Genomic DNA, 23890 nt, shown 5'->3' on the forward strand with positions numbered 1-23890 from the left:
CTATGGCCGGATCGAAGATGTTGTCATTTGTCCGCATGGGGCAGTCCTATCCGGACAAGCGCGCCGCGACGGACCGGCGTGACGATTTCGCCGAGATTGCCAGCAGCTTCGCGCTCGCCAAGGCTGAGGAACAGTCCTCGCGCTGCTCGCAATGCGGCGTGCCCTATTGCGCCACGCATTGCCCGCTGCACAATCACATCCCCGATTGGCTGCGCCTCACTGCCGAAGGCCGTCTGCGCGAGGCCTATGAGCTGTCCAACGCGACCTCGACCATGCCGGAGATTTGCGGCCGCATCTGCCCGCAGGATCGCCTGTGCGAGGGCAATTGCGTCATCGAATTTTCCGGCCACGGCGCCGTCACCATCGGTTCGGTGGAGAAGTTCATCACCGACACCGCGTGGGAACAGGGATGGGTGGAGCCGATCGTGCCGGTGCGCGATCGCTCGGCCCAGTCGGTCGGCATCATCGGCGCCGGGCCGGCGGGCCTCACCGCCGCCGAATTGCTGCGCGCCGAGGGCTATGCGGTGCACGTCTATGATCGCCACGATCGCGCCGGCGGGCTGCTCACCTATGGCATTCCCGGCTTCAAGCTCGAAAAGCACATCGTCATGCGCCGCGTGCAGCGCCTCGTCGACGCGGGCATCGTCTTCCACACCGGCTTCGACATCGGCCGCGACGCCACGCTGGAGAGCTTGCGCCAGCGCCACGACGCGCTGCTCGTCGCCACCGGCGTCTACAAGCCGCGCGCGATCAAGGCGCCCGGCGTCGGCGCCCCCGGCGTGGTCAAGGCGCTGGATTATCTGATCGCGTCCAACCGCAAGGGCTTCGGCGACACCGTTCCCGAATGGGAGGATGGCAGCCTCAACGCCGCCGGCAAGCGGGTGGTGGTGATCGGCGGCGGCGATACCGCGATGGATTGCGTGCGCACCGCCGTCCGCCAGGGCGCCAGCTCGGTGAAGTGCCTCTACCGCCGCGACCGCGCCAACATGCCCGGTTCCCAGCGTGAGGTCGCCAATGCCGAGGAGGAGGGCGTCGAGTTCGTCTGGCTGTCCGCGCCCGAGGCGTTCGACGGCGACACCAGTGTCAGCGGCGTCCACGCGACGCGCATGCGGCTCGGCGCGCCGGACGCCAGCGGCCGCCGCGCGCCCGAGCCGGATCCGGACAGCGGCTTCCATCTCGACGCCGATCTGGCCATCCAGGCGCTCGGCTTCGACGCCGAGGATCTGCCGAAGCTGTTCGCCACGCCGGAGCTGTCGGTGACGCGCTGGGGCACGCTGCGCGTCGATCGCCAGATGATGACGTCGCTGGAGGGCGTGTTCGCCGCCGGCGACATCGTCCGCGGCGCCAGCCTGGTGGTGTGGGCGATACGCGACGGCCGCGACGTGGCGACGCGCATGCACAATTTCCTGAAGCAGAAGGCCGGGGCCTCACGCGAAAAGGTGGCAGCATGATCCGCAACATCGCTTTCCCGCTGGCGCTGGTCTGCGCCGTGCCGGCCCTGGCCCAGACCCCTGCCGCCGCCCCCGCCGCGAGGCCCGCCGATCCGGCGACGGCGGCGCTTGCCCGCGAGCTGGTCGCCACCATGGGCCTGCGCCAGACGATGCAGGCGACAATGGATCGCACCCTCGCCGATCTGCGCGCGGGCAACGCCATCAGCGCGCAGCTCGACCGCAATGCGAACATCCGGCTGGAGCGCGCCAAGAATCCGCAGGCCTGGGATGCCGCCATCGGCCGCATCGGCGCCAAGCAGGCGGCGATGATGCAGAAGGTGCTGACCGACATGCAGCCAGAGATCGAGGCCCGCTCGATCCAGATCTACGCCAATAATTTCACCGCGGCCGAGTTGCGCGAGCTGCTGGCTTTCTATCGCACGCCGCTGGGCAAGAAGATCACCAGCCGCCTGCCAGAAATCTCCGCAGAGACGACGCGCTGGGTGCAGCAGGAAATCCCGCGCCGCATCGCGCCGGCGATGCAGGCGCTCGCCCCCGAGATCCAGAAAGAACTCGCGCCGCTCCTGCCCAAGCCGCCGCAGCAGCCGGCCGGCACGCCCGCGAAATAATTTGAACAGGCTCCGTCGATGACCCAGATGAACGACATCCCCACCCCGCTCGACGCCGAGCGCGCGCGCATCGCCGCCGAGGGCATGTATCGGCCCGAATATGAAGGCGATGCCTGCGGCGTCGGCCTCGTGGCCGCCACCGACGGGGTGGCCAGCCGCCGCGTCGTCACCGCCGCCATCGACGCGCTGAAGGCGGTGTGGCACCGCGGCGCCGTCGACGCCGACGGCAAGACCGGCGACGGCGCCGGCATCCATGTCGAGCTGCCGCAGGATTTCTTCGCCGACGCGATCGCCGCGTCCGGCCACCGCCCGCGCGCCGGCGCCCGGCTCGCGATCGGCATGGTGTTCCTGCCGCGCACCGATCTCGGCGCGCAGGAGAGCTGCCGGACCATCGTCGAGAGCGAGATCATCAATTTCGGCTACACCATCTATGGCTGGCGGCAGGTGCCGGTCGACGTGTCGGTGATCGGCGACAAGGCGATGCTGACCCGGCCCGAGATCGAGCAGATCATGATCGCCGGGCCCGACGGCGAGCAGGTCTCCGCCGCCGAGTTCGAGAAGAATCTCTACCTCATCCGCCGCCGGATCGAGCGCAAGGTGATCGAGGCCCAGATCCAGGGCTTCTACATCTGCTCGCTGTCGTGCCGCTCGGTGATCTACAAGGGCCTGTTCCTCGCCGAGGAGCTGTCGGTCTTCTATCCGGATCTGCTCGACGAGCGTTTCGTCAGCCGCTTCGCCATCTTCCACCAGCGTTATTCCACCAACACCTTCCCGCAATGGTGGCTGGCCCAGCCGTTCCGCACGCTCGCCCATAATGGCGAGATCAACACGATCCGCGGCAATTCCAACTGGATGAAGAGCCACGAGATCAAGATGGCGAGCCTCGCCTTCGGCGAGCATTCGGAAGAGATCAAGCCGCTGATCCCCGCCGGCGCCTCCGACACGGCCGCGCTCGACGCGGTGTTCGAGGCGATCTGCCGTTCTGGCCGCGACGCGCCGACGGCCAAGCTGATGCTCGTCCCCGAGGCGTGGCAGGACACCGATCTGCCGCAGGCCCATCTCGACATGTATTCCTATCTTGCCAGCGTGATGGAGCCGTGGGACGGGCCGGCGGCGCTGGCCATGACCGACGGGCGCTGGGTGGTGGCGGGCGTCGATCGCAACGCGCTGCGCCCGTTGCGCGCCACCCACACCGCCGACAACCTCCTCGTCATCGGCTCCGAGACGGGCATGGTCCACATTCCGGAATCGACCGTGGTGCGCAAGGGCCGCATCGGCCCGGGCCAGATGATCGCCGTCGACCTCGACGAGGGCCGCCTGTTCGACGATCACGCCATCAAGGACCGCATCTCGTCCGAGCGCCCTTATGGCGAATGGGTCAAGGGGTTCCGCTCGCTGGCCGATCTGCCCGCCTCGGACGAGCCGCTGCCGGCCTGGTCGCGCGCCGAGCTGATCCGCCGCCAGGTCGCCGCCGGCCTCACCATGGAGGACATGGAGCTGATCCTCAGCCCCTATGTCGAGGACGCCAAGGAGGCGATCGGCTCGATGGGCGACGACACGCCGCTCGCCGTCATCTCCGACAAGCCGCGCCTGATCAGCCAGTTCTTCCGCCAGAATTTCAGCCAGGTGACCAACCCGCCGATCGACAGCCTGCGCGAAACGCGGGTGATGTCGCTCAAGACGCGGTTCGGCAACCTCGCCAACATCCTCGATACCGACGCGCAGCAGTCGAACATCCTGGTGCTCGATTCACCGGTGCTCACCGGCAATGAATGGGCGACCCTCAAAGGCCATTTCGGCGCCCAGGCGGCCGAGATCGACTGCACCTTCCCCGCCGACGGCGGGCCGGACGCGCTCCGCCAGGCGATCGCCAGCATCCGCGCGGCGGCCGAGCAGGCGGTGCGCGAGGGTCGCACCGAGCTGTTCCTGACCGACGAGCATGTCTCGGCCGATCGGGTCGCGGTGGCGATGGTGCTGGCGGCGGCGGCCGTCCACACCCACCTCGTCCGCCGGGGCCTGCGCTCCTATGCGTCCATCAACGTGCGCTCGGCGGAATGCCTCGACACCCATTATTATGCGGTGCTGATCGGCGTCGGCGCGACCACCGTGAACGCCTATCTCGCCGAGGCGGCGATCCTCGACCGCCAGGCGCGCGGCCTGTTCGGCGATCTCGATCCGGCTGCCTGCCTGAAGCGCTATCGCAAGGCGGTGGACGACGGCCTGCTCAAGATCATGTCGAAGATGGGGATCGCGGTGATCTCCAGCTATCGCGGCGGCTATAATTTCGAGGCGGTGGGCCTGTCGCGGGCACTGTGCAACGATCTCTTCCCCGGCATGCCGGCGAAGATTTCGGGCGAAGGCTATGCCTCGCTGCAATATTCGGCGATGGTCCGCCACGAAAAGGCGTGGGACGCGGGCGTGGCGACGCTGCCGGTCGGCGGCTTCTACCGCCAGCGCGACGGCGGCGAGGCGCATGCCTATTCCGCGCAGCTCATGCATCTGCTGCAGACCTCGGTGTCGACCGACAGCTATTCGACCTATCTGCAATTCTCGCGTGGCGTGCGCGATCTGCCGCCGGTCTATCTGCGCGATCTGCTGGAGTTCAACTGGGCGCGCGAGGCGATCGCGATCGACAGCGTCGAGGCGATCACCGAGATCCGCAAGCGCTTCATCACGCCGGGCATGTCGCTCGGCGCGCTCAGCCCCGAGGCGCACGAGACGCTGGCCATCGCCATGAACCGCATCGGCGCCAAGGCCGTATCCGGCGAAGGCGGCGAGGACAGCGCCCGCTACAAGCCCTATGAGAATGGCGACAACGCCAATTCGGTGATCAAGCAGGTCGCGTCCGGCCGGTTCGGCGTCACCGCCGAATATCTCGGCTCGGCGGAGGAGCTGGAGATCAAGGTCGCGCAGGGCGCCAAGCCCGGTGAGGGCGGCCAGCTTCCCGGCTTCAAGGTGACGGAATTCATCGCCCGCCTGCGCCACGCGACGCCGGGGGTGACGCTGATCTCGCCGCCGCCGCATCACGACATCTACTCGATCGAGGATCTGGCGCAGCTCATCTACGACCTGAAGCAGATCAATCCCCGCGCGCGGGTCTGCGTGAAGCTCGTCTCGTCCGCCGGCATCGGCACGGTGGCGGCGGGCGTCGCCAAGGCGCATGCCGACGTGATCCTCGTTTCCGGCCATGTCGGCGGCACCGGCGCCTCGCCGATGACCAGCATCAAATATGCCGGGACGCCGTGGGAAATGGGCCTGACCGAGGCCAATCAGGTGCTGACCCTGAACGGCCTCAGGCACCGGGTGAAGCTGCGTACCGATGGCGGCCTCAAGACCGGGCGCGACATCGTCATCGCCGCGATCCTCGGCGCCGAGGAATTCGGCATCGGCACGCTCAGCCTGGTGGCGATGGGCTGCATCATGGTCCGCCAGTGCCATTCCAATACCTGCCCGGTGGGCGTCTGCACCCAGGACGAGAAGCTTCGCCAGAAGTTCGTCGGCACGCCGGAAAAGGTCATCAACCTGATGACCTTCATCGCCGAGGAGGTGCGCGAAATCCTCGCCCGCCTCGGCGTGCGCAGCCTCGACGAGGTGATCGGCCGCACCGAGCTGCTCCGTCAGGTGAGCCGTGGCGCCGAGCATCTCGACGATCTGGATCTCAACCCGATCCTCGCCAAGGTGGACGCGCCGGATCATCACCGCCGCTTCAGCCTCAACACCTTCCGCAACGATGTGCCGGACAGCCTCGACGCGCAGATGCTGCGGGATGCGCGGCCGGTGTTCGACCGGCGCGAGAAGATGCAGCTCACTTACACGGTGCGCAACACGCACCGCGCGGTGGGCACCCGCTTCTCGGCCGAGATCGTCGCCAAATATGGGATGAGCGCGCTCGCCGACGGTCATGTCCATATCCGCCTGCGCGGCTCGGCCGGCCAGTCGCTTGGCGCCTTCGCCTGCAAGGGCATCACGCTCGAAGTGTTCGGCGACGCCAACGACTATGTCGGCAAGGGCCTGTCGGGCGCGACGATCGTCGTCCGCCCGATGGTCTCCAGCCAGCTCGAGTCCAAGGAAAACGCGATCGTCGGCAACACCGTGCTCTACGGCGCGACCGCCGGCCGCCTGTTCGCCGCCGGGCAGGCGGGCGAGCGTTTCGCGGTGCGTAATTCCGGGGCGGACGTGGTGGTCGAGGGCTGCGGCGCCAATGGCTGCGAATATATGACCGGCGGCACGGCCGTGATCCTCGGCAAGGTCGGCGACAATTTCGGCGCCGGGATGACCGGCGGCATGGCCTTCGTGCTCGACGAGCATGACGTGTTCGCACGCCGCGCCAATCCGGAGAGCATTACCTGGCAGCGACTGGCCTCGGCGCATTGGGAAGCGAAGCTCAAGGCGCTGGTTGCCGCCCATGCCGTCGCCACCGACAGCCGCTGGGCGCACAGCGTCCTCGACGACTGGGACCGCTGGCGGGATCGCTTCTGGCAGGTCGTGCCGAAGGAAATGCTGACCCGCCTGCCGCACCCGCTGGTGGATGCGCAAGCCGAGGCGGTGGCGGCGGAATAATCCGTCACGGCACATGCCCCGTCATGCTGAACGTGTTTCGGCATCCGCTCGACCTCAAGGCCCGTGCGCTTGTGGGACAGTGGGTGCTGAAACACCTCCGGCCCGACGGAGCATGCGCGCCGAAGACTCGCCACAGCCCGACAGACAGCATATTCGAACCCGATGTGGCAGCTTTTCCAATTTCCGCTTTGTCCCTTTTCCCGCAAGGTTCGCCTGCTGCTCGGCGAAAAGGGCGTCGGCTATGAGCTGGTCCGCGAATCACCCTGGGCGCGCCGCGACGAGTTTCTCGATCTGAATCCTGCCGGCCAGACGCCGGTGATGGTCCATTCCGACGGCACCACGCTGATCGACAGCCACGCCATCTGCGAATATTTCGAGGAGACGGTGGAAAAGGCGCCGATGATCGTCGGCCCCGCCCCTGCCCGCGCGGAGATCCGCCGCCTCGTTCACTGGTTCGACGAGCGCCTGCATGGCGAGGTCGTCGCCCCTCTGATGCGCGAGCGGATGACCAAGCGGCTCGTCCACCGCCAGTCGCCGGACGCCGGCGCCCTCCGCGAGGCGATGAAGCAGGCCAACGCCCATCTCGATTATGTCGACTGGCTGCTCGATCACCGCCGCTGGCTGGGCGGGCCGATCCTCAGCCTTGCCGATCTCGCCGCCGCCGCCCAGCTTTCGGTCGCCGATTATCTCGGCGGGCTGGACTGGCGCGGGCATGAGCAGACGCGCTCCTGGTATTCGGTGATGAAGTCGCGCCCGGCCTTCCGCCCGCTGCTCAGCGAGCGGATGGAGGTGATCGGCCCGCCGGCCCATTATGACAAGCCGGATTTCTAGACGAAACGGGGAGAGGGAAGATGTTTGCAGCGGTCGCCGCCCTGATGCTCGCCGGCAGTGCGCCGGCCGCGACGGAGGCCGCGATCCGCGCCGCCTCCCGGGAATTCGACGATGCCCAGCTGCACGGCGACCGCGCCGTGCTTGAGCGCTATCTTGCGCCGGATTTCCTGTTCGTGCGCGGTTCCGGCAAGGTCACCGGCCGGCAGGAGTTCATCGACACCTTCGCCGGCGGCACACTGAAGCTGGAGCCGTTCACCATCGTCAACCGCAGCTTCGTCGGTCTCGGCGCGGATGCCGGGATCATGGCCGCCGAAGGCACGATGCGCGGCACCGCCAACGGCAAGCCGTTCGTCGATCATTTCCGCTTCGCCGACACCTTCCTGCGCCGCGGCGGGCGCTGGCAGGTCGTCTATGTGCAGGTGACGCCGCTGCCGTAAGCGATCGGCGCGTCCAGGCGGCCTTAAGTAAAAATCCGCCAGACGATCGCCGCCATCACCGCCCAGAACAGGGCGAGGCCGAGCACGATCGCCGTGGCGCCGAGCCGCGCCGGGGCCGGCTGGGGATCAGGACGCACGTCATGCAGCGGCGCGCGCGTCAGCCACGCGCCCCAGGCATCCTTGGGCGGCGAAGCGTCCGTGACGGGCTCCGGAGGTGTCCACGACTCCATCTTGTGAGGCTAGACGGAGTCGTGTTGATCAGTCCTTAACGCGCACCGCCGTCACCAAATAATCAAGCGCGACATCGTCGGACAGCACGAAGCCGCGCGCCGGCGAGAAACCCAGGCCGCGCACATCGGTCGCCGTCAGCCCGACCCGCCCGAGCAGGCCGGTCAGCTCGTCCGGCGTCAGGAATTTCCGCCAGTCATGCGTGCCCCTGGGCACCATGCCCAGCCCCTCGCCGATGGTGATCAGCGCCAGCCGCGACAGCGGCGTGCGATTGGGCGTCGACAGGATCATCAACCCGCCCGGCGCCAGCGCCCGCGCCAGCCCGCCCACGAAGGCGGCCGGGTCGGCGACATGCTCGACCACCTCCATCGACACGACAAGGTCGAAGCGCTCGTCCTCGCCCAGCGTCTCGACGCCGCCGGCGCGGTAAGAGACGTTGAGCCCCTGCCCGTCGGCATGATGGCGGGCGACGGCGATATTCTCCGGCGCCGCGTCGAGGCCCAGCGCGTCCGCGCCGAGCCGGGCCAGCGGTTCGGTGAGCAGCCCGGCGCCGCAGCCCACGTCGAGCGCCCGGCGTCCCGCGAGCGGCCGGCGCGCACGCGGATCGCCGCCCCAATGCGCGTCCACCGCCTGGCGCAGATAGGCGAGCCGCGCCGGGTTCAGCCGATGCAGCATTGCTGATGATCCCTTCGGATCCCACCATTCGCTGGCCAGCGTCCCGAAATGGGCGGCTTCAGCGGGATCGACGGTGGTGCTTGCGTTCATGGAAACCGGCTCATATCAGGGCGCCGCCTCGTTGCCCGACGAGCATTCCTACCGCAACAATATTTCGAGCGCACTCCCTATGGCCCGTATCGTCATGAAGTTCGGCGGCACCTCGATGGCCGGGATCGAGCGCATCCGGAATGTGGCGCGCCGCGTTAAGAAAGAGGTCGAGGCCGGCAATCAGGTCGCCGTCGTCGTCTCGGCCATGGCCGGGGAGACGGATCGGCTGGTCGGCTTCTGCCGCGAGGCCTCCTCGCTTTACGACACGCGCGAATATGACGTCGTCGTCGCCAGCGGCGAACAGGTGACGAGCGGGCTGCTGGCGATCACGCTGCAGAGCCTCGGCGTGCCGGCGCGCAGCTGGCTCGGCTGGCAGCTCCCGATCCGCACCACCGATGCCCACGCCTCGGCGCGCATCTCGACGATCGACACCGAGGCGATGCTCGCCTCGCTGGCCAATGGCGAGGTGGCGGTGGTCCCCGGTTTCCAGGGGCTGACCGAGGAGGGCCGCGTGACCACGCTCGGCCGCGGCGGCTCGGATACGTCGGCGGTGGCGGTGGCGGCGGCGATGAAGGCCGACCGCTGCGACATCTATACCGATGTCGACGGCGTCTACACCACCGATCCGCGCATCGTGCCCCGCGCGCGCAAGATTGAGAAAATCACCTATGAGGAAATGCTGGAGCTGGCGTCGGTGGGCGCCAAAGTGCTCCAGACGCGCTCCGTGGGCCTGGCGATGAAGGAAAAGGTGCGCGTCCGCGTCCTCTCCTCGCTGCGCGACCCGGACGAGGATGTGACGGATGCCGGCACCTATGTCGTCGGCGAGGAAGAGATTGAGGAGCAGTCCGTGGAACGCCAGCTCATCACCGGCATCGCCTATGATCGCAACGAGGCCAAGATCACGCTGGTCAACGTGCCCGACAAGCCGGGCGCGGTCTCCAGCATCTTCACCCCGCTCGCCGATGCGTCGATCAACGTCGACATGATCGTGCAGAACGTCTCGCACGGCACCGGCTCCACCGACGTCACCTTCACGGTGCCCGGCGCCGAGCTTGCCCGCAGCCTCGACGTGCTGGAGAAGGCGCGCGAGCAGATCGGCTACGCCACGATGACCCACGACACCAAGGTCGCGAAGGTGTCCGTGGTCGGCGTCGGCATGCGCAGCCATGCCGGCGTCGCGGCGATGATGTTCCAGGCGCTGGCCCAGCGCGGCATCAACATCCAGGCGATCACCACGTCCGAGATCAAGGTTTCCGTGCTGATCGAGGAGGATTATGTCGAACTGGCGGTGCGCGTGCTGCACACTGCCTATGGGCTGGATGCCGAGGACGAGGCAGCCTGATCACAGGCCGGCCATTTCTGCATTAATGGAGCAATCCACAATTCCCCGATTGTGGATTAGCGTCTAGAATGCGGACATGACGCTCCAGACCGACGTGTCCGCCTCAGGCGCGGCTTCCCCCACCCTGCCGGCGTTCTGCGCCGAATGCCCGGTGCGGACGGAGGCGGTCTGCGCCGCCCTCGACCCGGTCGATCGCACGACCCTGGCCAAGGTCGGTCATCACCGCACCTATGCGCGCGGCGAGACGATTTTCGCGGCCGGCGACGAGAGCATCGCCTGCGCGACGCTGGTCAGCGGCGCCGTCAAACTGTCGGCCACCGGCCGCGACGGGGTCGAGCGCATCGTCGCCCTCGTCCACCCGGCCGGGCTGCTCGGCCACCTCTTTTCGGCGGAGATCAGCCATGACGCCGTCGCGCTGACCGAGAGCCGGCTCTGCCTGTTCCCCCGCCGCGATTTCGAGCGATTGATGTTGCTTGCCCCCGCCTTGCTGCAGGGCGTGCTGGAGCGGACCGTGCGCGAGCTTGATCGCGCCCGCGCGCTGGCCGACCTGATCGGCCGGCGCGACGCGCGCTCACGGGTCGCGGGCCTGCTGCTCTCTTTCTCGCAGGCGGCGGGCAGCGCCTGTCATCCGGCGCCGACCTTCGAGCTGCCGCTGACCCGCGGCGAGGCGGCCTCGCTGCTGGGGCTGACGATCGAGACGGTGAGCCGGCAGCTGTCCGCGCTGGAAAGCGACGGCCTGATTCGCAAGCACGGCCTGCGCGGCATTCACATATTGGAGCCGGTCGCGCTGGCCTCGATGATGAGCTGACCGCTCACATCAGCAGCCACGCCACCGTCATGCCCACCCCCCATAGCAGCACGAGCAGCGGCAGGGTGAGCATCTGGGCGAGCGCGGCACCGCTGCCCAGCCGGCCGGAACCGGTCTCGATGCCGTTCGAGATCCACGCCGCAAAGCTCTGGGGAGAAGGGCGGTGCTGCTGCGGGTGAAGGGGTGCGGATGGCTCGGTCATGGCTCACTTCCTCAACGGATGCGCCCGCATCCCACGGCCCGACGCCGCCTGCCTTGACCGCCGTCAAACCGGCTTTTGAAGGGGATGCACGCGCGCCGCATTCGGCTAAGGGAGGCGCGACAGGCAGGAGATTGACGCATTGGATATGGATAAGGGGCGCGCCCGGCTGCAGGCGCTGATGGCGCGCGGCGCCGCCTTTCTCGGCACGGACTACGCGATCATGGCCGGCGCCATGTCGTGGGTGTCGGAACGGCATCTGGTGGCGGCGGTGTCCAATGCCGGCGGCTTCGGGGTGATCGCCTGCGGGGCGATGACGCCCGCGCTGCTCGACGCCGAGATCGCCGGCACCAGGGCGCTCACCGACAGGCCGTTCGGCGTCAACCTCATCACCATGCATCCCGACCTGATGGAGCTGATCGATATTTGCGGGCGGCATGGCGTCGGCCATGTCGTGCTGGCCGGCGGATTGCCGCCGTCCGGCTCGATCGACCGCATCAAGGCCACCGGCGCCAGGCTGGTCTGCTTCGCCCCGGCGCTGGCGCTGGCCAGGAAGCTGGTCCGTTCCGGCGTCGACGCGCTGGTCATCGAGGGGATGGAGGCCGGCGGTCATATCGGCCCGGTCTCCACCTCGGTGCTGGCGCAGGAGATATTGCCCGAGCTCGCCCAGACGCTGCCGGTCTTCGTCGCCGGGGGCATCGGCCGGGGCGAGGCGATCGCCGCCTATCTGGAGATGGGCGCGGCCGGCGTGCAGCTCGGCACCCGCTTCGTCTGCGCCACCGAGAGCATCGCGCACGCCAATTTCAAGAAGGCGTTCATCCGCGCCTCAGCGCGGGATGCGGTGGCGTCGGTGCAGATCGACCCGCGCCTGCCGGTGATCCCGGTGCGCGCGCTCAAGAATGCCGGCAGCGAGCTGTTCACCGCCAAGCAGCGCGAAGTGGCGCAGGCGCTCGACGAGGGCGGTCTCGCCATGGCCGAGGCCCAGCTCCAGATCGAGCATTACTGGGCGGGCGCATTGCGCCGCGCGGTGATCGACGGCGATGTTGAGCATGGCTCACTGATGGCCGGCCAGTCGGTCGGCATGGTCACCAGGGAAGAGCCGCTGGCGGAGATCATGGCCACCCTCATCGCCGAGGCGGCGGCGGCGCTGGCAGCGCGGGGCTAGTTCGGCGCGCCCGGGGCCGTGGCGTTCAGACCCCGGCCCCCGGGATCCGGTGGACGGAAAACCTCCCCTCCGTTCAGCGCATTCGCCGATCCCGATCCCGCCCCCTTTCCCTCTGCCGCGTCAATCTGATAGCGGTCGGCGCAATGACCCCGCCCGCCACGCCCGCAACCATCGCCGCGCGCTCGATCCTGACGAGCCTGCACGATGTCATGGCCTCGCGCTCGCCCGCCCAGGCGAAGCTAAACCGGGTCGTCCAGATCATCGGCGAGTCGCTCGATAGCGAGGTATGCTCGATCTACCTGCTGCGCGACGGCCAGCTCGAATTGTTCGCGACGCGCGGCCTCAACCCGGAATCCGTGCACGTCACCCGGCTGGCGCTGGGCGAGGGTCTGGTCGGAACCATCGCCGACGAGGTCGAGACGATGAACCTCGCCGAGGCGACCAGCCATCCCGCCTTCGCCTATAAGCCGGAAACGGGCGAGGAACTCTATCACAGTTTCGCCGGCGTTCCGATCGTGCGGCGCGAGCGCGCGGTCGGCGTCCTTTGCGTTCAGCATGTCGCAAGCCGCCGCTACGATGATGTCGAGATCGAGGCGCTGCAGACGGTGGCGATGGTTTTGGCGGAATTGATCGCAGGAGCAGGGCTCATCGACATGAGCCGCGGCGCGGGCGTGGATGCGCGCGACGCCGGCGCCATCCGCCTCACCGGCCTCAAGCTGGTCGACGGAATGGCCGCCGGCCGCGCGGTGTTCCACCAGCCGCGCATCGTCGTCGAGCATACTGTCGCGGAGGATATCGAGGCCGAGCGCCACCGCGTCTATTCCGCCTTCCGCCAGATGCGCGAACAGATCGATCGCATGATGGGCCACGCCGAGTTCGGCGGCGCGGGCGAGCATCAGGACGTGCTCGAGACCTACAAGATGTTCGCCTATGACGAGGGCTGGAGCCGTCGCATCAACGAGGCGATCGACAGCGGGCTCACCGCCGAGGCGGCGATCGAGCGCGTCCAGCAGCGTACCCGCATGCGCATGCGCGAGATCTCCGACCCGCTGCTCCAGGATCGCATGCATGACCTGGAGGATCTCTCCAACCGGCTGTTGCGGATCGTCTCCGGCCAGCTCGGCACCGCCGCCCAGCTTGGCCTCAGGCAGGATTCGATCCTCATCGCCCGCAATCTCGGGCCGGCGGAGCTGCTCGAATATGATCGCCGCCGCCTCAAGGGCGTAATCCTCGAGGAAGGGTCGCTGACAGCGCACGTCACCATCGTCGCCCGGGCGATGGGGGTACCGGTGCTCGGCCGCGTCGGCAATATCCGGCGCGTGGTGGTCGAGGATGATCTGCTGCTCCTCGATGCCGGCGAATCCCAGGTGCTGGTGCGCCCGACGCCGGCGATGGAGGAGAGCTTCGAGACGCGGCTCGGCGAGACGCAGCGCCGCCGTGCCTTCTTCGTCCAGACCCGTGATCTACCGCCGGTGACGAAGGACGGGCAGCGTATCACGCTGATGATCAATGCCGGCCTGCGCGACGACGTGGCGGCGCTGGACGTCACCGGCGCCGACGGCATCGGCCTGTTCCGCACCGAGTTCCAGTTCCTCGTCGGCGCCACCCTGCCGGCGCGCGAGCGGCAGCAGCGCCTCTATCGCGACGTGCTGGATGCCGCCGGCGACCGGCCGGTGATCTTCCGCACCGTCGATATCGGCGGCGACAAGGCGCTGCCCTATATGCGCAGCGACGAGATGGCCGAGGAGAATCCGGCGATGGGCTGGCGGGCGCTGCGCCTCAGCCTGGAGCGCGACGCGCTGATGAAGGCGCAGGCCCGCGCCCTCCTCGAGGCCACCGCCGGCCGCGAGCTCAACGTCATGTTCCCGATGGTCTCGGAGCCTTGGGAATATGAGGAGGCACGCGCCCTGTTCGAGCGCCAGCGGGCGTGGATGCGCGATCGCGGCAAGCTGTTGCCGACCGCCATCCACTATGGCGCGATGCTGGAGGTGCCGGCGCTGGCCGAGATGCTCGACCAGCTGCTGCCGCGCCTCGACTTCCTGTCGATCGGCACCAACGATCTCACCCAGTTCCTGTTCGCCGCCGATCGCGCCCACCCCAAGCTCGCCGAGCGTTACGACTGGCTGTCGCCGGCGATCCTGCGCTTCCTCGCCCGCGTCGCCGGGCAGGCGCGCGCCGCCGGCGTGCTGCACGGCGTCTGCGGCGAGATGGGCGGACGCACGCTCGAGGCGATGGCGCTGATCGGGCTCGGCATCGATCGCCTGTCGATCACGCCGGTGGCGGTCGGCCCGGTCAAGGCGATGGTGCGGACCCTCGACGCCGGCGCACTCAGGGCGCGCATGGGCGAATGGCTGGCCCAGGGTCCCCGCGACATGCGCGGGCTGCTCAGCCGATGGGCGGAAGAAAACGGCGTTTCGCTGGCCTGATCGGGACAAGGTGATTTGACTGGCCTCTCTCCACAGGCCACAGAGGGGAGAGGCAACAATGTTCCATATAAGGTGCAGCGGATCGCATGAGCGAGACGGACGAGCATCCCCGGGGAGGAACGGTCGGCGCGCGCCTGCGTGCCGCTCGCGAGGCGGCTGGCCTGTCGGTCGCCGACGTGGCGCAGCAGACGCGCGTCAACGCACGCCATCTCGCCGCGATCGAGGAGGGGGATAATGGCGAGCTGCCGGCGGCCCCCTACAGCACCGGCTTTGTGAAGGCCTATGCGCGCGTCGTCGGGCTCGACAGCGTCGCGCTCGCCGCCGAATTCCGCCAGGACTTCGACCGCACCAATTTCCGCACCGTCGAGGCGGTGCGCTATGAGCCGGCCGATCCCGCCCGCTTGCCGTCGCGCACTCTGGCCTGGGCGGCGGCGTTCGTCGCGCTCATCATCATCCTTGCCTATGCGCTGTGGCGCGACGGGCGCTTCACCGGCGAGACCGCCGACGATCAGGCGCGTATTGCCGCCGCGGGCGAGCCCGCCGCCGCCCCTCCCGCGCCGGTCGCCGCGCCCCGACCGGCCGCGCCCGTGGCGCCCGCCCCAGCCGCCGACGGACCGGTGCTGCTCACCGCCGTCGAACCGACCTGGATCCGCGTCTACGAGCGCGCCGGCACCACCTTGTTCCAGGGCGAGCTGACTCCGGGCCAGAGCTACGAGGTGCCGGCCACTGCGGCCGAACCCCTGATCCGCCTCGGCCGGCCGGAATCGCTCAAGGTCTCGGTCGGCGGGCGCGAGGTGGCGCCGCTCGGCAAACCGGCCCACACCGTCAAGGACGTCAGCCTGCGCGGGCCGGACCTGCTCGCCCGCCCCACCGACGACGCCGCACCGGCGCCCGCGCCGACCCCGGTCGCGCCGCCGCCCGCCGCCCCTTAATCTCAGCGACAGCCACCGGCGGCTAGATTGTCGCGCCGGATCAGTATCGGGAAGATCTCATGCGTATCGCTCTCCTCTCCGCGCTCCTCCTCGCCGGTGCCTCGGCCCCCGCGCTCACCCAGCCCGCCTCGGTCGACAGCCGCGTCGGCAAGCTGGAGAAGGAAATGCGGGCGGTGCAACGCAAGGTCTTCCCCAATGGCGGGGAGCAGTTCCTCGAGCCGGACATCCGTCCGGCCGCCCCGGCTCCCGCCCCGGCGCCGGCGCTCCAGTCGGACAGCGCGCTCAACGATCTCACCGCCCGCGTCGACGCGCTGGAACGCCAGCTCCAGCAGATCACCGGCCAGGTCGAGCAGAACCAGTTCAAGACGCGCCAGCTTGAAGATGTCCTCAACAAGCTGAAATCAGACACCGAATTCCGCCTCGGGGCGCTGGAGGGCGGCACCCCATCCGGGCCGGCCGGTGCCGCGCCCGCACCGGCCGGGGCCGCGCCGACGATCGTCGTGCCGCCGCCGCCGGCCGCGGCCGCCCCTGGCCGGGCGGGCTTGCCGCCGCGCGGCACCCGCCCGTTCCAGTCCGCACCGACGCCGCCGCCACCGCCTACGACCGGCGCCGAGGCCGCGCCTGTGGAGGCGGCGGCGCCCTCCACCGGCGATCCCGCCGAGGACGCCTATCTCTCCGGCTATCGCCTGTGGGCGGCCAAGAAATATCCCGAGGCGGAAGCAGCGTTGAAGGATGCCGCCACCAAATATCCCAAGCATCGCCGCTACAGCTATGCGCAGAATCTGCTTGGCCGCACCTATCTGGACGAGGGCAAGCCGGCGCTTGCCGCCGAGGCGCTCTACACCAATTACCGGACCAGCCCGCGCGGCGAGCGCGCCTCGGACAGCCTTTATTATCTCGGTCAGGCGCTGGTCCAGCTGAAGAAGACCACCGAGGCCTGCCGCGTCTATGACGAGCTGCGCGACGTCTATGGCGAAAAGCTCGACGCCGCCGCCAAGTCCCGCCTCGCCACCGCGCGCACCAGTGCCAAGTGCGGGGCCTGAAGGCAAAGGCCCCGCCGCCGCCGGGCGCTTCCGCGCGGATCTGGCGAAACTGACCGACGCCGATCGTCTCGGCGTCGCAGTCTCGGGCGGGCCGGATAGCGTCGCGCTGCTGTTGCTGGCCCGGGCAGCACTTCCCGGCCGCGTCGAGGCCGCCACCGTCGATCATGGCCTGAGGGCGGAGGCCGCGGAGGAAGCGCGCTTCGTCGCCAAGCTCTGTGCGGCGCTCGACGTGCCGCATGCCACCCTCGCCGTGACGGTCGAGGCGGACGGGGGCAGCGTCCAGGCGGCCGCGCGCGCCGTGCGCTATGCCGCCCTCGCCGGCTGGGCCGCGGCGCATGGCCTCCCCGCCATCGCCACCGCCCACCATGCCGACGATCAGGCCGAAACCCTCCTTCTCCGCCTCGCCCGCGGCGCCGGCCTCGCCGGGCTGGCGGGGGTGCGGCCCCGCCGGGCCGTCGCCACCTCCCTCCGCTCGCGTCGGGCCTCCCGGGATGCAGCCGGCGGCGACAGCGGCACGATTCCCATCGTCCGCCCCCTCCTCGGCTGGCGCAAGGCCGAGCTGATCGCGATCGTCGCCTCAGCCGGAATCATCGCGGTCGCCGACCCCTCCAACGCCGATCCCCGCTATGATCGCACCGCCGCCCGCGCCCTCCTCGCCGGCACGGACTGGCTCGACGCCGATCGCCTCGCCCGCGCCGCTGCCAACCTCGCCGAGGCCGAGGACGCGCTGGAATGGACCGCCGACCGGCTGTGGGCCGAACGCGCCGCCGTCTCCCCCGCCGGGATCGCCTTCGATCCCGCCGGCCTGCCCGCGGAGTTGCGCCGCCGCCTGCTGCTGCGCGCCTTGACGGCGCTCGGTGCCGCCCCGCCGCCGCGCGGCCCGGCGCTCGCCCGGTTTGCCGCGGCCCTCGAGTCGGGGGAGACGGCGACGCTCGCCGGCATCCGCGCGGAGGGTGGCAAATTATGGCATTTTGCCATCGCCCCGCCTCGGCGCGGTCATTGATCGGCCCTATGGCTGCGTCATTCCATTGTCATTAACGCCTGGATGCCTATCTTCGCTGGCGACTCCGCATGAAAGCCATGATGCAATGAATGAGAACAAGGGTCCGGACGGCAATCCCTGGATGAAGAGCCTGATGATCTGGGCGGCGATCCTGCTCGCCCTGGTCCTCTTCGTCTCGGTCTTCGACGGCGGCTCGCGCATCAAGGCGGGCGACAGCATCGCCTATTCCGAGTTTCTCCAGCGGCTCGACGAAGGCAATGTCAAGGACGTGGAGATCGCCGGGGGCTCCGGCGCCGGCGGCGTGATCAGCGGCCACTTCACCAACGACTCGACCTTCCGCACCTTCTCGCCCGGCGATCCCCAGCTGGCCCAGCGGCTGCGTGACAAGAACGTCACCTTCTCCGGCAAGCCGGAGGAGCAGGCCAGCTTCTGGATGATCATGCTCTACCAGTCGCTGCCGTTCCTGCTGATCTTCGGCATCGGCTTCTTCGTCGTGCGCCAGATGCAGAAGAACGCCGGCTCCGGCGCGATGGGCTTCGGCAAGAGCCGCGCGCGCATGCTTACCGAGAAGCAGGGCCGCGTCACCTTCGACGACGTCGCCGGCATCGACGAGGCGCGCGAGGAATTGCAGGAGATCGTCGATTTCCTGAAGGACCCGTCCCGCTTCGCGCGTCTCGGCGGCAAGATCCCGAAGGGCGCGCTGCTCGTCGGCTCGCCCGGCACCGGCAAGACCCTGCTCGCCCGCGCCATCGCCGGTGAGGCGAACGTGCCCTTCTTCACCATCTCCGGCTCCGACTTCGTCGAGATGTTCGTCGGCGTCGGCGCATCCCGCGTGCGCGACATGTTCGAGCAGGCCAAGAAGAACGCGCCCTGCATCGTCTTCATCGACGAGATCGACGCGGTCGGCCGCCATCGCGGCGCCGGCCTCGGCAATGGCAACGACGAGCGCGAGCAGACCCTCAACCAGCTCCTCGTCGAGATGGACGGCTTCGAGGCGAACGAGGGCATCATCATCGTCGCGGCCACCAACCGGCCCGACGTGCTCGACCCCGCGCTGCTGCGCCCCGGCCGCTTCGATCGTCAGGTCGTCGTGCCGCGGCCCGACATCGAGGGCCGCGAGAAGATTCTCGGCGTCCACGTCAAGAAGCTGCCGCTGGCGCCCGATGTCGACATCCGCACCATCGCGCGCGGCACGCCGGGCTTCTCCGGCGCCGACCTTGCCAACCTCGCCAACGAGGCTGCGCTGCTCGCCGCCCGCAAGGGCAAGCGCCTCGTCGCCATGCTCGAGTTCGAGGAAGCCAAGGACAAGGTGATGATGGGCGCCGAGCGCAAGTCCATGGTCATGACCGAGGACGAGAAGAAGGCCACCGCCTATCACGAGGCCGGCCACGCCCTCGTCTCGCTCCATGTTCCGGGCTGCGATCCGCTGCACAAGGTGACGATCATCCCGCGTGGCCGCGCGCTCGGCGTGACCTGGAACCTGCCGGAGCGCGACCGCTATTCGATGACGATGAAGCAGATGAAGGCGCGCCTCGCGCTCTGCTTCGGCGGCCGCATCGCCGAGCAGCTCATCTACGGCATGGACGAGCTCAACACCGGCGCCTCCAACGACATCCAGCAGGCCACCGACATGGCCCGTTCGATGGTCATGGAATATGGCATGTCGGAGAAGCTCGGCTGGCTGCGCTATCGCGACAACCAGGACGAGGTGTTCCTCGGCCATTCGGTGTCGCGCAACCAGCATATGAGCGAACAGACCGCCCAGCTCATCGACCAGGAGGTTCGCCGCCTCGTCGAGGAAGGCGAGGCCCGCGCCCGCCAGGTGCTGACCGACAATCTCGACGAGCTGCATCGCCTTGCCGGCGCGCTGCTTGAGTTCGAGACGCTGAACGGCGAGGAAGCCCGCAAGGCGATCGCCGGCGAGGATATCGGCCGCGAGGACCCGCGCAGCCGCCGTCCGGTGGCGCCGGCTTCCGGTGGCTCCTCCATCCCCAAGACGCGCCGCCCGGGCGGCGGCATGGGCAGCCCCGCTCCCCAGGGCGCCTGATCAATTGATGGCGCGGCGACCGCAAGGCGCCGCGCCATTTGATATCTCCACGACGGAGACTGATTTCTCCGTTTCGGAGTAGCTTCTGCGGAAGATTGTCCTCTTTTGGGGCATGTTCTTCGGCGATGCCGTCCATGCCGACTCTCGCCTTACAGTTGCGAAGCGCCGCCGACGCGGTCACCCTGCTCGGGCCGGCACTTGCTCATCGCGACAAGGAGCGGGTTCATGCCGCCTATGTGGCGGAATGCGGCCTGGTGCTCGCCGTCGACGAGGTCGAGGGCCTGTCATGCGCCTGGATCGACCTGCCGATCCGCCATCTGATCGGGCGCACCCTCCAGCTCGGCGGCGTCGGCATCGTCATCGCCCATAACCACCCGAGCGGCGATCCCGCGCCCAGCGCACACGACATCGCCGCCACCCGCGCGCTCGCCAATGCCGCACGCGTCATGGACATTCGCCTGCTGGATCATCTGATCTTCGCGCGCAGCCATTGCGCCAGCTTCCGCGCCCTCGGCCTGCTTTAGCGCTCCGCCATCGCTCCGACAGGGGAGCGGGCAGCGATCAGGCTTCCGGAGCCCTCATCAGCGCTTCTTCAACGCCTCCGGCTTATGCACCGCTTCCTTGCCGGTCTTGTCGCTCTTCACCCGAAATTGCGGCGCGTCCTTGCTGGCCTTGGCGCGATGGCCACCCGCGCTGGTGGTGCCGGTCTCCTTGCGGACGACCGTGCCCGAGGTCGTGCCCTGGGAGGTTTCCCAGCGGACGTGATCCCCTGCCTTCAGGCTCTTGCTCATGGCGTCTCTCCACAACCCACCGATCAGCAACCATCGGCTGCGTCGATTGGCTCCATCGGAAGGATGTCGGAGAGCGCTGGAGCGGGTGAAGGGAATCGAACCCTCGTCGTAAGCTTGGGAAGCTTCTGCTCTACCATTGAGCTACACCCGCGCGCTGTCAGCCACCTGCCACAGCCGCCCCGCCCCGGTCAACGCCAGCCCGGCGATTCCCACGCGTCGACGAGGCCGCTATCATCGCCCGCATGATGGGCAGGGAGGCAAGAGCGATGAGGATCGGTTTCCTGGGGCTGGGGCGAATGGGGACGGCGATCGCGCTCAACCTGCTGCGCGCCGGCCATGAGGTGGCGGTGTGGAATCGCTCGCCCGACAAGGCCGATGCGCTCGCCGCCGCGGGAGCGGAGGTCGCCGCCACGCCGCGGGCCGCCGCCGAGGGGCGGGAGATCGTGTTCTCGATGCTGTCGGACGATGCCGCGCTGCATGCCGTGCTGCGCCGGGCCGACGGGTTGCTCGCCGGGCTCGGCGAGGGTGCGCTGCACGTCTCGCTGAGCACGATCGGCGTCGCGACCGCCGACCACGCCGTCGATCTCCATGTCGAGCGCGGCCAGCATTATATCTCGGCGCCGGTCTTCGGCCGGCCCGATGCCGCCGCCGCGGCGCAGCTGACCATCGTCGCCGCCGGGCCCGCTGCCGATATCGATCGCGCCCAGCCCCTGCTCGATGCGATCGGGCGGCGCACGTTCCGCGTCGGGACGCGGCCGTCGGCGGCCAATCTCGTCAAGCTATCCGGCAACTTCCTGATCCTCGCCGCCATCGAGGCGATGGCCGAGGCCATGGCGCTGGCCGAGAAGAGCGGCGTTGCGCCCGCGCTGCTGCTCGAGGTGCTTACCGACACCCATTTCAACGCGCCGGTCTATCGCAACTACGGCGCGCTGCTCCTCGAGCAGCGCTTCCGCCCGGCCGCGTTCGCCGCCCCGCTCGGCCTCAAGGACATGAAGCTCGCCGGCGCCGCCGCCGAGGCCGCCCGCGTGCCGATGCCGTTCCTCGCCCTGCTCCGCGAGCAGCTGGTCGAGACGCTTGTCAAGGAAGGCGAGGATGTCGACTGGTCCGCCATCGGCCTCACCGTCGCCAGGAACGCCGGCCTCAACCGCTAGGGTCGGCGTTGCCGGCGGTCTGCAGGATCCAGCGCTCGCCATCCTCCATGCCGAGCGCGGTCAGCCGGCCGCTGGCATAGGCGCCGGTGTCGATGCCGATGCGGTTCTCGCGCATCTCCACCTCCGGGGTGATCGAGTGGCCGTGGATGATCAGCGCGCCATGGTCGCTCGCATTGTCGAGGAATTCGCTGCGGATCCAGCGCAGGTCGCTGTTCTTCTGGTCCTCCATCGCCACGCCCGGCCGGATGCCGGCGTGGACGAACAGATAGCCGCCCGCCTGGTAGGAGGGCGTCAGCTCCTGCATCCAGCGCAGATGCGCCGCCGGCACATGCGTCCGGATCAGCTCGGCGAGGCCAGCGGCGTCGGCGCCCTCATAGTCGATCTCGTCGATGCCGTAGCTGAGCAGCGTCTCGCGCCCGCCGACCTGATCGAACAGGCCCGCCGCCCGCCGGTCGCCCCGGGCGACGAGCAGCAGCACCTCCTCGTGATTGCCCATCAGGAACACCGCCCGCCGCCCCGCCGCCTCCAGCGCCATCAGCGCTTCGATCACGCCGCGCGAATTCAGGCCGCGATCGACATAATCGCCGAGGAAGACGAGCGTCGTGCGCGCCGGCCGCCGCGCGGCATTGTCGGCGTCGATCATCGCCAGCAGCTCGCCGAGCAGATCGTCGCGGCCATGGATGTCGCCGATTGCGTAGAGCCGCTCGCCTTCCGGCGCGACATAGCCGTGGCGGGGGCTGCGGATGCGCGCCAATCGCCGGGAATAAGCGTCCACGCCTTCCTCCGCGCCGCTGGCCGGTTTCGCCCGCGCCAGGTCGATCAGTCGCCTCACCACCATGCGCCGCGCCTTACCGCGAAGCCGGCCGCCGCGATACCTATCGCAGCGCGCGGCCGAGCGCGATCGCCACGCCGCCCGCCGCCAGCCCCGCCAGCAGCACCAGGAACAGCGCGCCATAGCCATTGCCCGCATCGTCCAGCGTCGCCATCGCCACCAGCGGCCCGGCCACCGCCGGCAAGGTGTTGGCGCAGTTCATCAGCCCGAGATCGCGGCCGCGATGGCGGGCTGACGGCAATATCTGCGCGACCAGCGCCACGTCGATGGTCAGGAACACGCCGAGCCCGGCGCTGAACAGGGTATAGCCGCCCATCGCCGCCAGCCGGTCCGGCCGCGCCAGCATCAGCAGCAGGCCGGCCGCCATCAGCGCGATGGCGCCGAGCAGGAACGGCCGCCGCCGCCCCGATCGATCGGACCAGCGCCCCGCGCCGAGCGAGGCGAGCGCCGTCACCGCCGTTGCCACCGTCATCGTCCACGCGAAGCCGAGCTGCGCCTCCGGCCCTGCCAGCCGCACCCCGTCCTTGAGGTAGAACAGGAAATAGCCGGTCAGCACCGTGCCCGAGAGCTGCACCATGAACTTGGCGAACCACAGGCTGCGAAACGCCGCCCAGCGCCGCGCCACCGCCTCCACGGCAATGCCCGCGCCGGCGCCGGTATCGGCGGTGTCGGGCAGGTCTCGCGGCCAGAACAGCATCAGCGGCAGGATCAGCCCGCCCATCATCACCGCAATGGTGAGGATGCGCGCGCCGTCCGTCGCCAGCACCGGCAGGCCGACCAGCGCCGAGGCCAGCGAGCCCAGCGGCCAGGCGAGATTGGTATAGGCCGACACCCGCCCCTTGAGCCGATCCGGCACCTTGTCGGCGAACAACGCGGTCATCGGGCTGAACATCGTGTTGAAGAACAGCTGGAACAGCACCACGCCCAGCATCAGCCGCCATCCGTCCGGCGCCATGGCGATCAGCGCATAGCTCGCCCAGGCGCCGGCCAGCCCGATCCACAGCCAGGGCAGCCGCGTCCCCGCCCGCGCCCGGCTACGGTCGCTGAGCAGGCCGGCGACGACATTGGCGATGGTGGCGACGATCACGCCGGCGAGCAACGTCTCGCTCAGCAGCACCACCTTCCCCGCCCCCGCCAGCCCCTCGGCGCGCAGCGGCACGGCGATGGTCAATAGCGGCAGGAAGGCGATATAGGCCCCGGCATTGGCCGCCGGATAAAGCCAGTTGAACCGGGCGAGGGCGCGGTCAGTCATGGAATCGTTCACAATCCCC

General features: G+C 69.0%; 21 protein-coding genes and 1 tRNA gene. 15 read left to right on the forward strand and 7 right to left on the reverse strand.

Annotated features, from left to right (window positions below):
* The first annotated feature begins 2 nt into the window (after positions 1–2).
* From KOF26_RS07540 to KOF26_RS07560, 5 genes are all read left to right on the forward strand, one after another.
* The gene (locus tag KOF26_RS07540; RefSeq protein WP_216322645.1) at positions 3–1451 is read left to right on the forward strand and encodes an NAD(P)-dependent oxidoreductase; all 1449 of its coding nucleotides are present in this window, start codon (positions 3–5) and stop codon (positions 1449–1451) included.
* A complete protein-coding gene (locus KOF26_RS07545; protein WP_216322647.1) occupies positions 1448–2059 on the forward strand; it encodes a DUF2059 domain-containing protein in 612 nt (203 codons plus the stop codon). The genes KOF26_RS07540 and KOF26_RS07545 overlap by 4 nt, the downstream gene beginning before the upstream one ends.
* Positions 2060–2086: 27 nt before the next feature.
* Positions 2087–6619, forward strand: coding sequence for a glutamate synthase large subunit (gltB, locus tag KOF26_RS07550; protein WP_216323130.1), 4533 nt, complete (start codon positions 2087–2089; stop codon positions 6617–6619).
* Between the two features lie 162 nt (positions 6620–6781).
* Positions 6782–7450, forward strand: a complete 669-nt coding sequence (locus tag KOF26_RS07555) for a glutathione S-transferase family protein (RefSeq protein WP_216322649.1) — start codon at positions 6782–6784, stop codon at positions 7448–7450.
* A 20-nt stretch (positions 7451–7470) separates the two neighbouring features.
* Positions 7471–7887, forward strand: a complete 417-nt coding sequence (locus KOF26_RS07560; RefSeq protein ID WP_216322650.1) for a nuclear transport factor 2 family protein — start codon at positions 7471–7473, stop codon at positions 7885–7887.
* Positions 7888–7910: 23 nt separating this feature from the next.
* Here the strand turns inward: KOF26_RS07560 and KOF26_RS07565 are convergent, their stop codons facing one another.
* Positions 7911–8117 carry a hypothetical protein gene (locus KOF26_RS07565; protein ID WP_216322652.1) on the reverse strand — a complete coding sequence of 69 codons (207 nt, stop codon included), beginning with the start codon at positions 8115–8117 and terminating at the stop codon, positions 7911–7913.
* Positions 8118–8145: 28 nt separating this feature from the next.
* Positions 8146–8880: a bifunctional 2-polyprenyl-6-hydroxyphenol methylase/3-demethylubiquinol 3-O-methyltransferase UbiG gene (gene ubiG / locus KOF26_RS07570; protein WP_216322655.1), complete on the reverse strand. Its 735-nt coding sequence runs from the start codon at positions 8878–8880 to the stop codon at positions 8146–8148.
* Between the two features lie 79 nt (positions 8881–8959).
* On the opposite strand from ubiG, the gene KOF26_RS07575 reads away from it, so the two are divergent.
* A complete protein-coding gene (locus KOF26_RS07575; RefSeq protein WP_216322658.1) occupies positions 8960–10222 on the forward strand; it encodes an aspartate kinase in 1263 nt (420 codons plus the stop codon).
* 76 nt (positions 10223–10298) lie between these two features.
* Positions 10299–11030 (forward strand): Crp/Fnr family transcriptional regulator, encoded by a 732-nt coding sequence (locus KOF26_RS07580; protein WP_253201223.1) that lies wholly within the window; start codon positions 10299–10301, stop codon positions 11028–11030.
* A 4-nt stretch (positions 11031–11034) separates the two neighbouring features.
* Here the strand turns inward: KOF26_RS07580 and KOF26_RS07585 are convergent, their stop codons facing one another.
* Positions 11035–11232: a hypothetical protein gene (locus tag KOF26_RS07585; RefSeq protein WP_216322662.1), complete on the reverse strand. Its 198-nt coding sequence runs from the start codon at positions 11230–11232 to the stop codon at positions 11035–11037.
* Between the two features lie 145 nt (positions 11233–11377).
* On the opposite strand from KOF26_RS07585, the gene KOF26_RS07590 reads away from it, so the two are divergent.
* From KOF26_RS07590 to KOF26_RS07620, 7 genes are all read left to right on the forward strand, one after another.
* The gene (locus KOF26_RS07590; protein WP_253201224.1) at positions 11378–12394 is read left to right on the forward strand and encodes an NAD(P)H-dependent flavin oxidoreductase; all 1017 of its coding nucleotides are present in this window, start codon (positions 11378–11380) and stop codon (positions 12392–12394) included.
* Between the two features lie 143 nt (positions 12395–12537).
* Entirely contained in the window at positions 12538–14820 is a 2283-nt protein-coding gene (gene ptsP / locus KOF26_RS07595; RefSeq protein WP_216322665.1) for a phosphoenolpyruvate--protein phosphotransferase, read from the forward strand.
* A gap of 86 nt (positions 14821–14906) precedes the next feature.
* Positions 14907–15752, forward strand: a complete 846-nt coding sequence (locus KOF26_RS07600) for a helix-turn-helix domain-containing protein (protein ID WP_216322667.1) — start codon at positions 14907–14909, stop codon at positions 15750–15752.
* Positions 15753–15811: 59 nt separating this feature from the next.
* Positions 15812–16795 (forward strand): tetratricopeptide repeat protein, encoded by a 984-nt coding sequence (locus KOF26_RS07605; protein ID WP_216322669.1) that lies wholly within the window; start codon positions 15812–15814, stop codon positions 16793–16795.
* Positions 16776–17798, forward strand: coding sequence for a tRNA lysidine(34) synthetase TilS (gene tilS / locus KOF26_RS07610; RefSeq protein WP_363182046.1), 1023 nt, complete (start codon positions 16776–16778; stop codon positions 17796–17798). The genes KOF26_RS07605 and tilS overlap by 20 nt, the downstream gene beginning before the upstream one ends.
* Before the next feature lie 85 nt (positions 17799–17883).
* A complete protein-coding gene (ftsH, locus tag KOF26_RS07615) occupies positions 17884–19845 on the forward strand; it encodes an ATP-dependent zinc metalloprotease FtsH (protein ID WP_216322674.1) in 1962 nt (653 codons plus the stop codon).
* A 155-nt stretch (positions 19846–20000) separates the two neighbouring features.
* Positions 20001–20369 (forward strand): JAB domain-containing protein, encoded by a 369-nt coding sequence (locus KOF26_RS07620; RefSeq protein WP_216322676.1) that lies wholly within the window; start codon positions 20001–20003, stop codon positions 20367–20369.
* A 57-nt stretch (positions 20370–20426) separates the two neighbouring features.
* On the opposite strand, the gene KOF26_RS07625 is transcribed toward KOF26_RS07620, so the two are convergent.
* Both KOF26_RS07625 and KOF26_RS07630 read right to left on the reverse strand, forming a co-directional pair.
* Positions 20427–20636, reverse strand: coding sequence for a hypervirulence associated TUDOR domain-containing protein (locus KOF26_RS07625; RefSeq protein ID WP_216322678.1), 210 nt, complete (start codon positions 20634–20636; stop codon positions 20427–20429).
* 77 nt (positions 20637–20713) lie between these two features.
* Positions 20714–20787: transfer RNA gene (locus tag KOF26_RS07630), tRNA-Gly, on the reverse strand.
* Positions 20788–20881: 94 nt separating this feature from the next.
* Here KOF26_RS07630 and KOF26_RS07635 point away from each other — a divergent pair.
* Positions 20882–21787, forward strand: coding sequence for an NAD(P)-dependent oxidoreductase (locus KOF26_RS07635; RefSeq protein WP_216323138.1), 906 nt, complete (start codon positions 20882–20884; stop codon positions 21785–21787).
* Here KOF26_RS07635 and KOF26_RS07640 read toward each other — a convergent pair.
* Together KOF26_RS07640 and KOF26_RS07645 are read right to left on the reverse strand one after the other, a co-directional pair.
* Complete coding sequence (locus KOF26_RS07640) at positions 21777–22625, reverse strand: metallophosphoesterase family protein (RefSeq protein WP_216322680.1); 849 nt, start codon at positions 22623–22625, stop codon at positions 21777–21779. The two genes, KOF26_RS07635 and KOF26_RS07640, sit on opposite strands and share 11 nt — an antisense overlap.
* A gap of 37 nt (positions 22626–22662) precedes the next feature.
* A complete protein-coding gene (locus tag KOF26_RS07645; protein WP_216322682.1) occupies positions 22663–23871 on the reverse strand; it encodes an MFS transporter in 1209 nt (402 codons plus the stop codon).
* Between the last annotated feature and the right edge of the window lie 19 nt (positions 23872–23890).

The sequence above is a fragment of the Sphingomonas quercus genome (assembly GCF_018863195.1).
Lineage (GTDB): Bacteria > Pseudomonadota > Alphaproteobacteria > Sphingomonadales > Sphingomonadaceae > Solisphingomonas > Solisphingomonas quercus.

Excerpts from the sequence above, each read along its gene's own strand:
- KOF26_RS07640 (WP_216322680.1), bottom strand. The coding sequence starts at position 22,625 with ATGGTGGTGAGGCGACTGATCGACCTGGCGCGGGCGAAACCGGCCAGC.
- KOF26_RS07555 (WP_216322649.1), top strand. The coding sequence starts at position 6,782 with ATGTGGCAGCTTTTCCAATTTCCGCTTTGTCCCTTTTCCCGCAAGGTT.
- KOF26_RS07625 (WP_216322678.1), bottom strand. The coding sequence starts at position 20,636 with ATGAGCAAGAGCCTGAAGGCAGGGGATCACGTCCGCTGGGAAACCTCC.
- gltB (WP_216323130.1), top strand. The coding sequence starts at position 2,087 with ATGAACGACATCCCCACCCCGCTCGACGCCGAGCGCGCGCGCATCGCC.
- KOF26_RS07575 (WP_216322658.1), top strand. The coding sequence starts at position 8,960 with ATGGCCCGTATCGTCATGAAGTTCGGCGGCACCTCGATGGCCGGGATC.
- KOF26_RS07645 (WP_216322682.1), bottom strand. The coding sequence starts at position 23,871 with ATGACTGACCGCGCCCTCGCCCGGTTCAACTGGCTTTATCCGGCGGCC.
- ptsP (WP_216322665.1), top strand. The coding sequence starts at position 12,538 with ATGACCCCGCCCGCCACGCCCGCAACCATCGCCGCGCGCTCGATCCTG.
- KOF26_RS07590 (WP_253201224.1), top strand. The coding sequence starts at position 11,378 with ATGGATAAGGGGCGCGCCCGGCTGCAGGCGCTGATGGCGCGCGGCGCC.
- KOF26_RS07540 (WP_216322645.1), top strand. The coding sequence starts at position 3 with ATGGCCGGATCGAAGATGTTGTCATTTGTCCGCATGGGGCAGTCCTAT.
- KOF26_RS07585 (WP_216322662.1), bottom strand. The coding sequence starts at position 11,232 with ATGACCGAGCCATCCGCACCCCTTCACCCGCAGCAGCACCGCCCTTCT.
- KOF26_RS07560 (WP_216322650.1), top strand. The coding sequence starts at position 7,471 with ATGTTTGCAGCGGTCGCCGCCCTGATGCTCGCCGGCAGTGCGCCGGCC.
- KOF26_RS07605 (WP_216322669.1), top strand. The coding sequence starts at position 15,812 with ATGCGTATCGCTCTCCTCTCCGCGCTCCTCCTCGCCGGTGCCTCGGCC.
- KOF26_RS07545 (WP_216322647.1), top strand. The coding sequence starts at position 1,448 with ATGATCCGCAACATCGCTTTCCCGCTGGCGCTGGTCTGCGCCGTGCCG.
- KOF26_RS07635 (WP_216323138.1), top strand. The coding sequence starts at position 20,882 with ATGGGCAGGGAGGCAAGAGCGATGAGGATCGGTTTCCTGGGGCTGGGG.
- ubiG (WP_216322655.1), bottom strand. The coding sequence starts at position 8,880 with ATGAACGCAAGCACCACCGTCGATCCCGCTGAAGCCGCCCATTTCGGG.
- KOF26_RS07565 (WP_216322652.1), bottom strand. The coding sequence starts at position 8,117 with ATGGAGTCGTGGACACCTCCGGAGCCCGTCACGGACGCTTCGCCGCCC.
- KOF26_RS07600 (WP_216322667.1), top strand. The coding sequence starts at position 14,907 with ATGAGCGAGACGGACGAGCATCCCCGGGGAGGAACGGTCGGCGCGCGC.
- ftsH (WP_216322674.1), top strand. The coding sequence starts at position 17,884 with ATGAATGAGAACAAGGGTCCGGACGGCAATCCCTGGATGAAGAGCCTG.
- KOF26_RS07580 (WP_253201223.1), top strand. The coding sequence starts at position 10,299 with ATGACGCTCCAGACCGACGTGTCCGCCTCAGGCGCGGCTTCCCCCACC.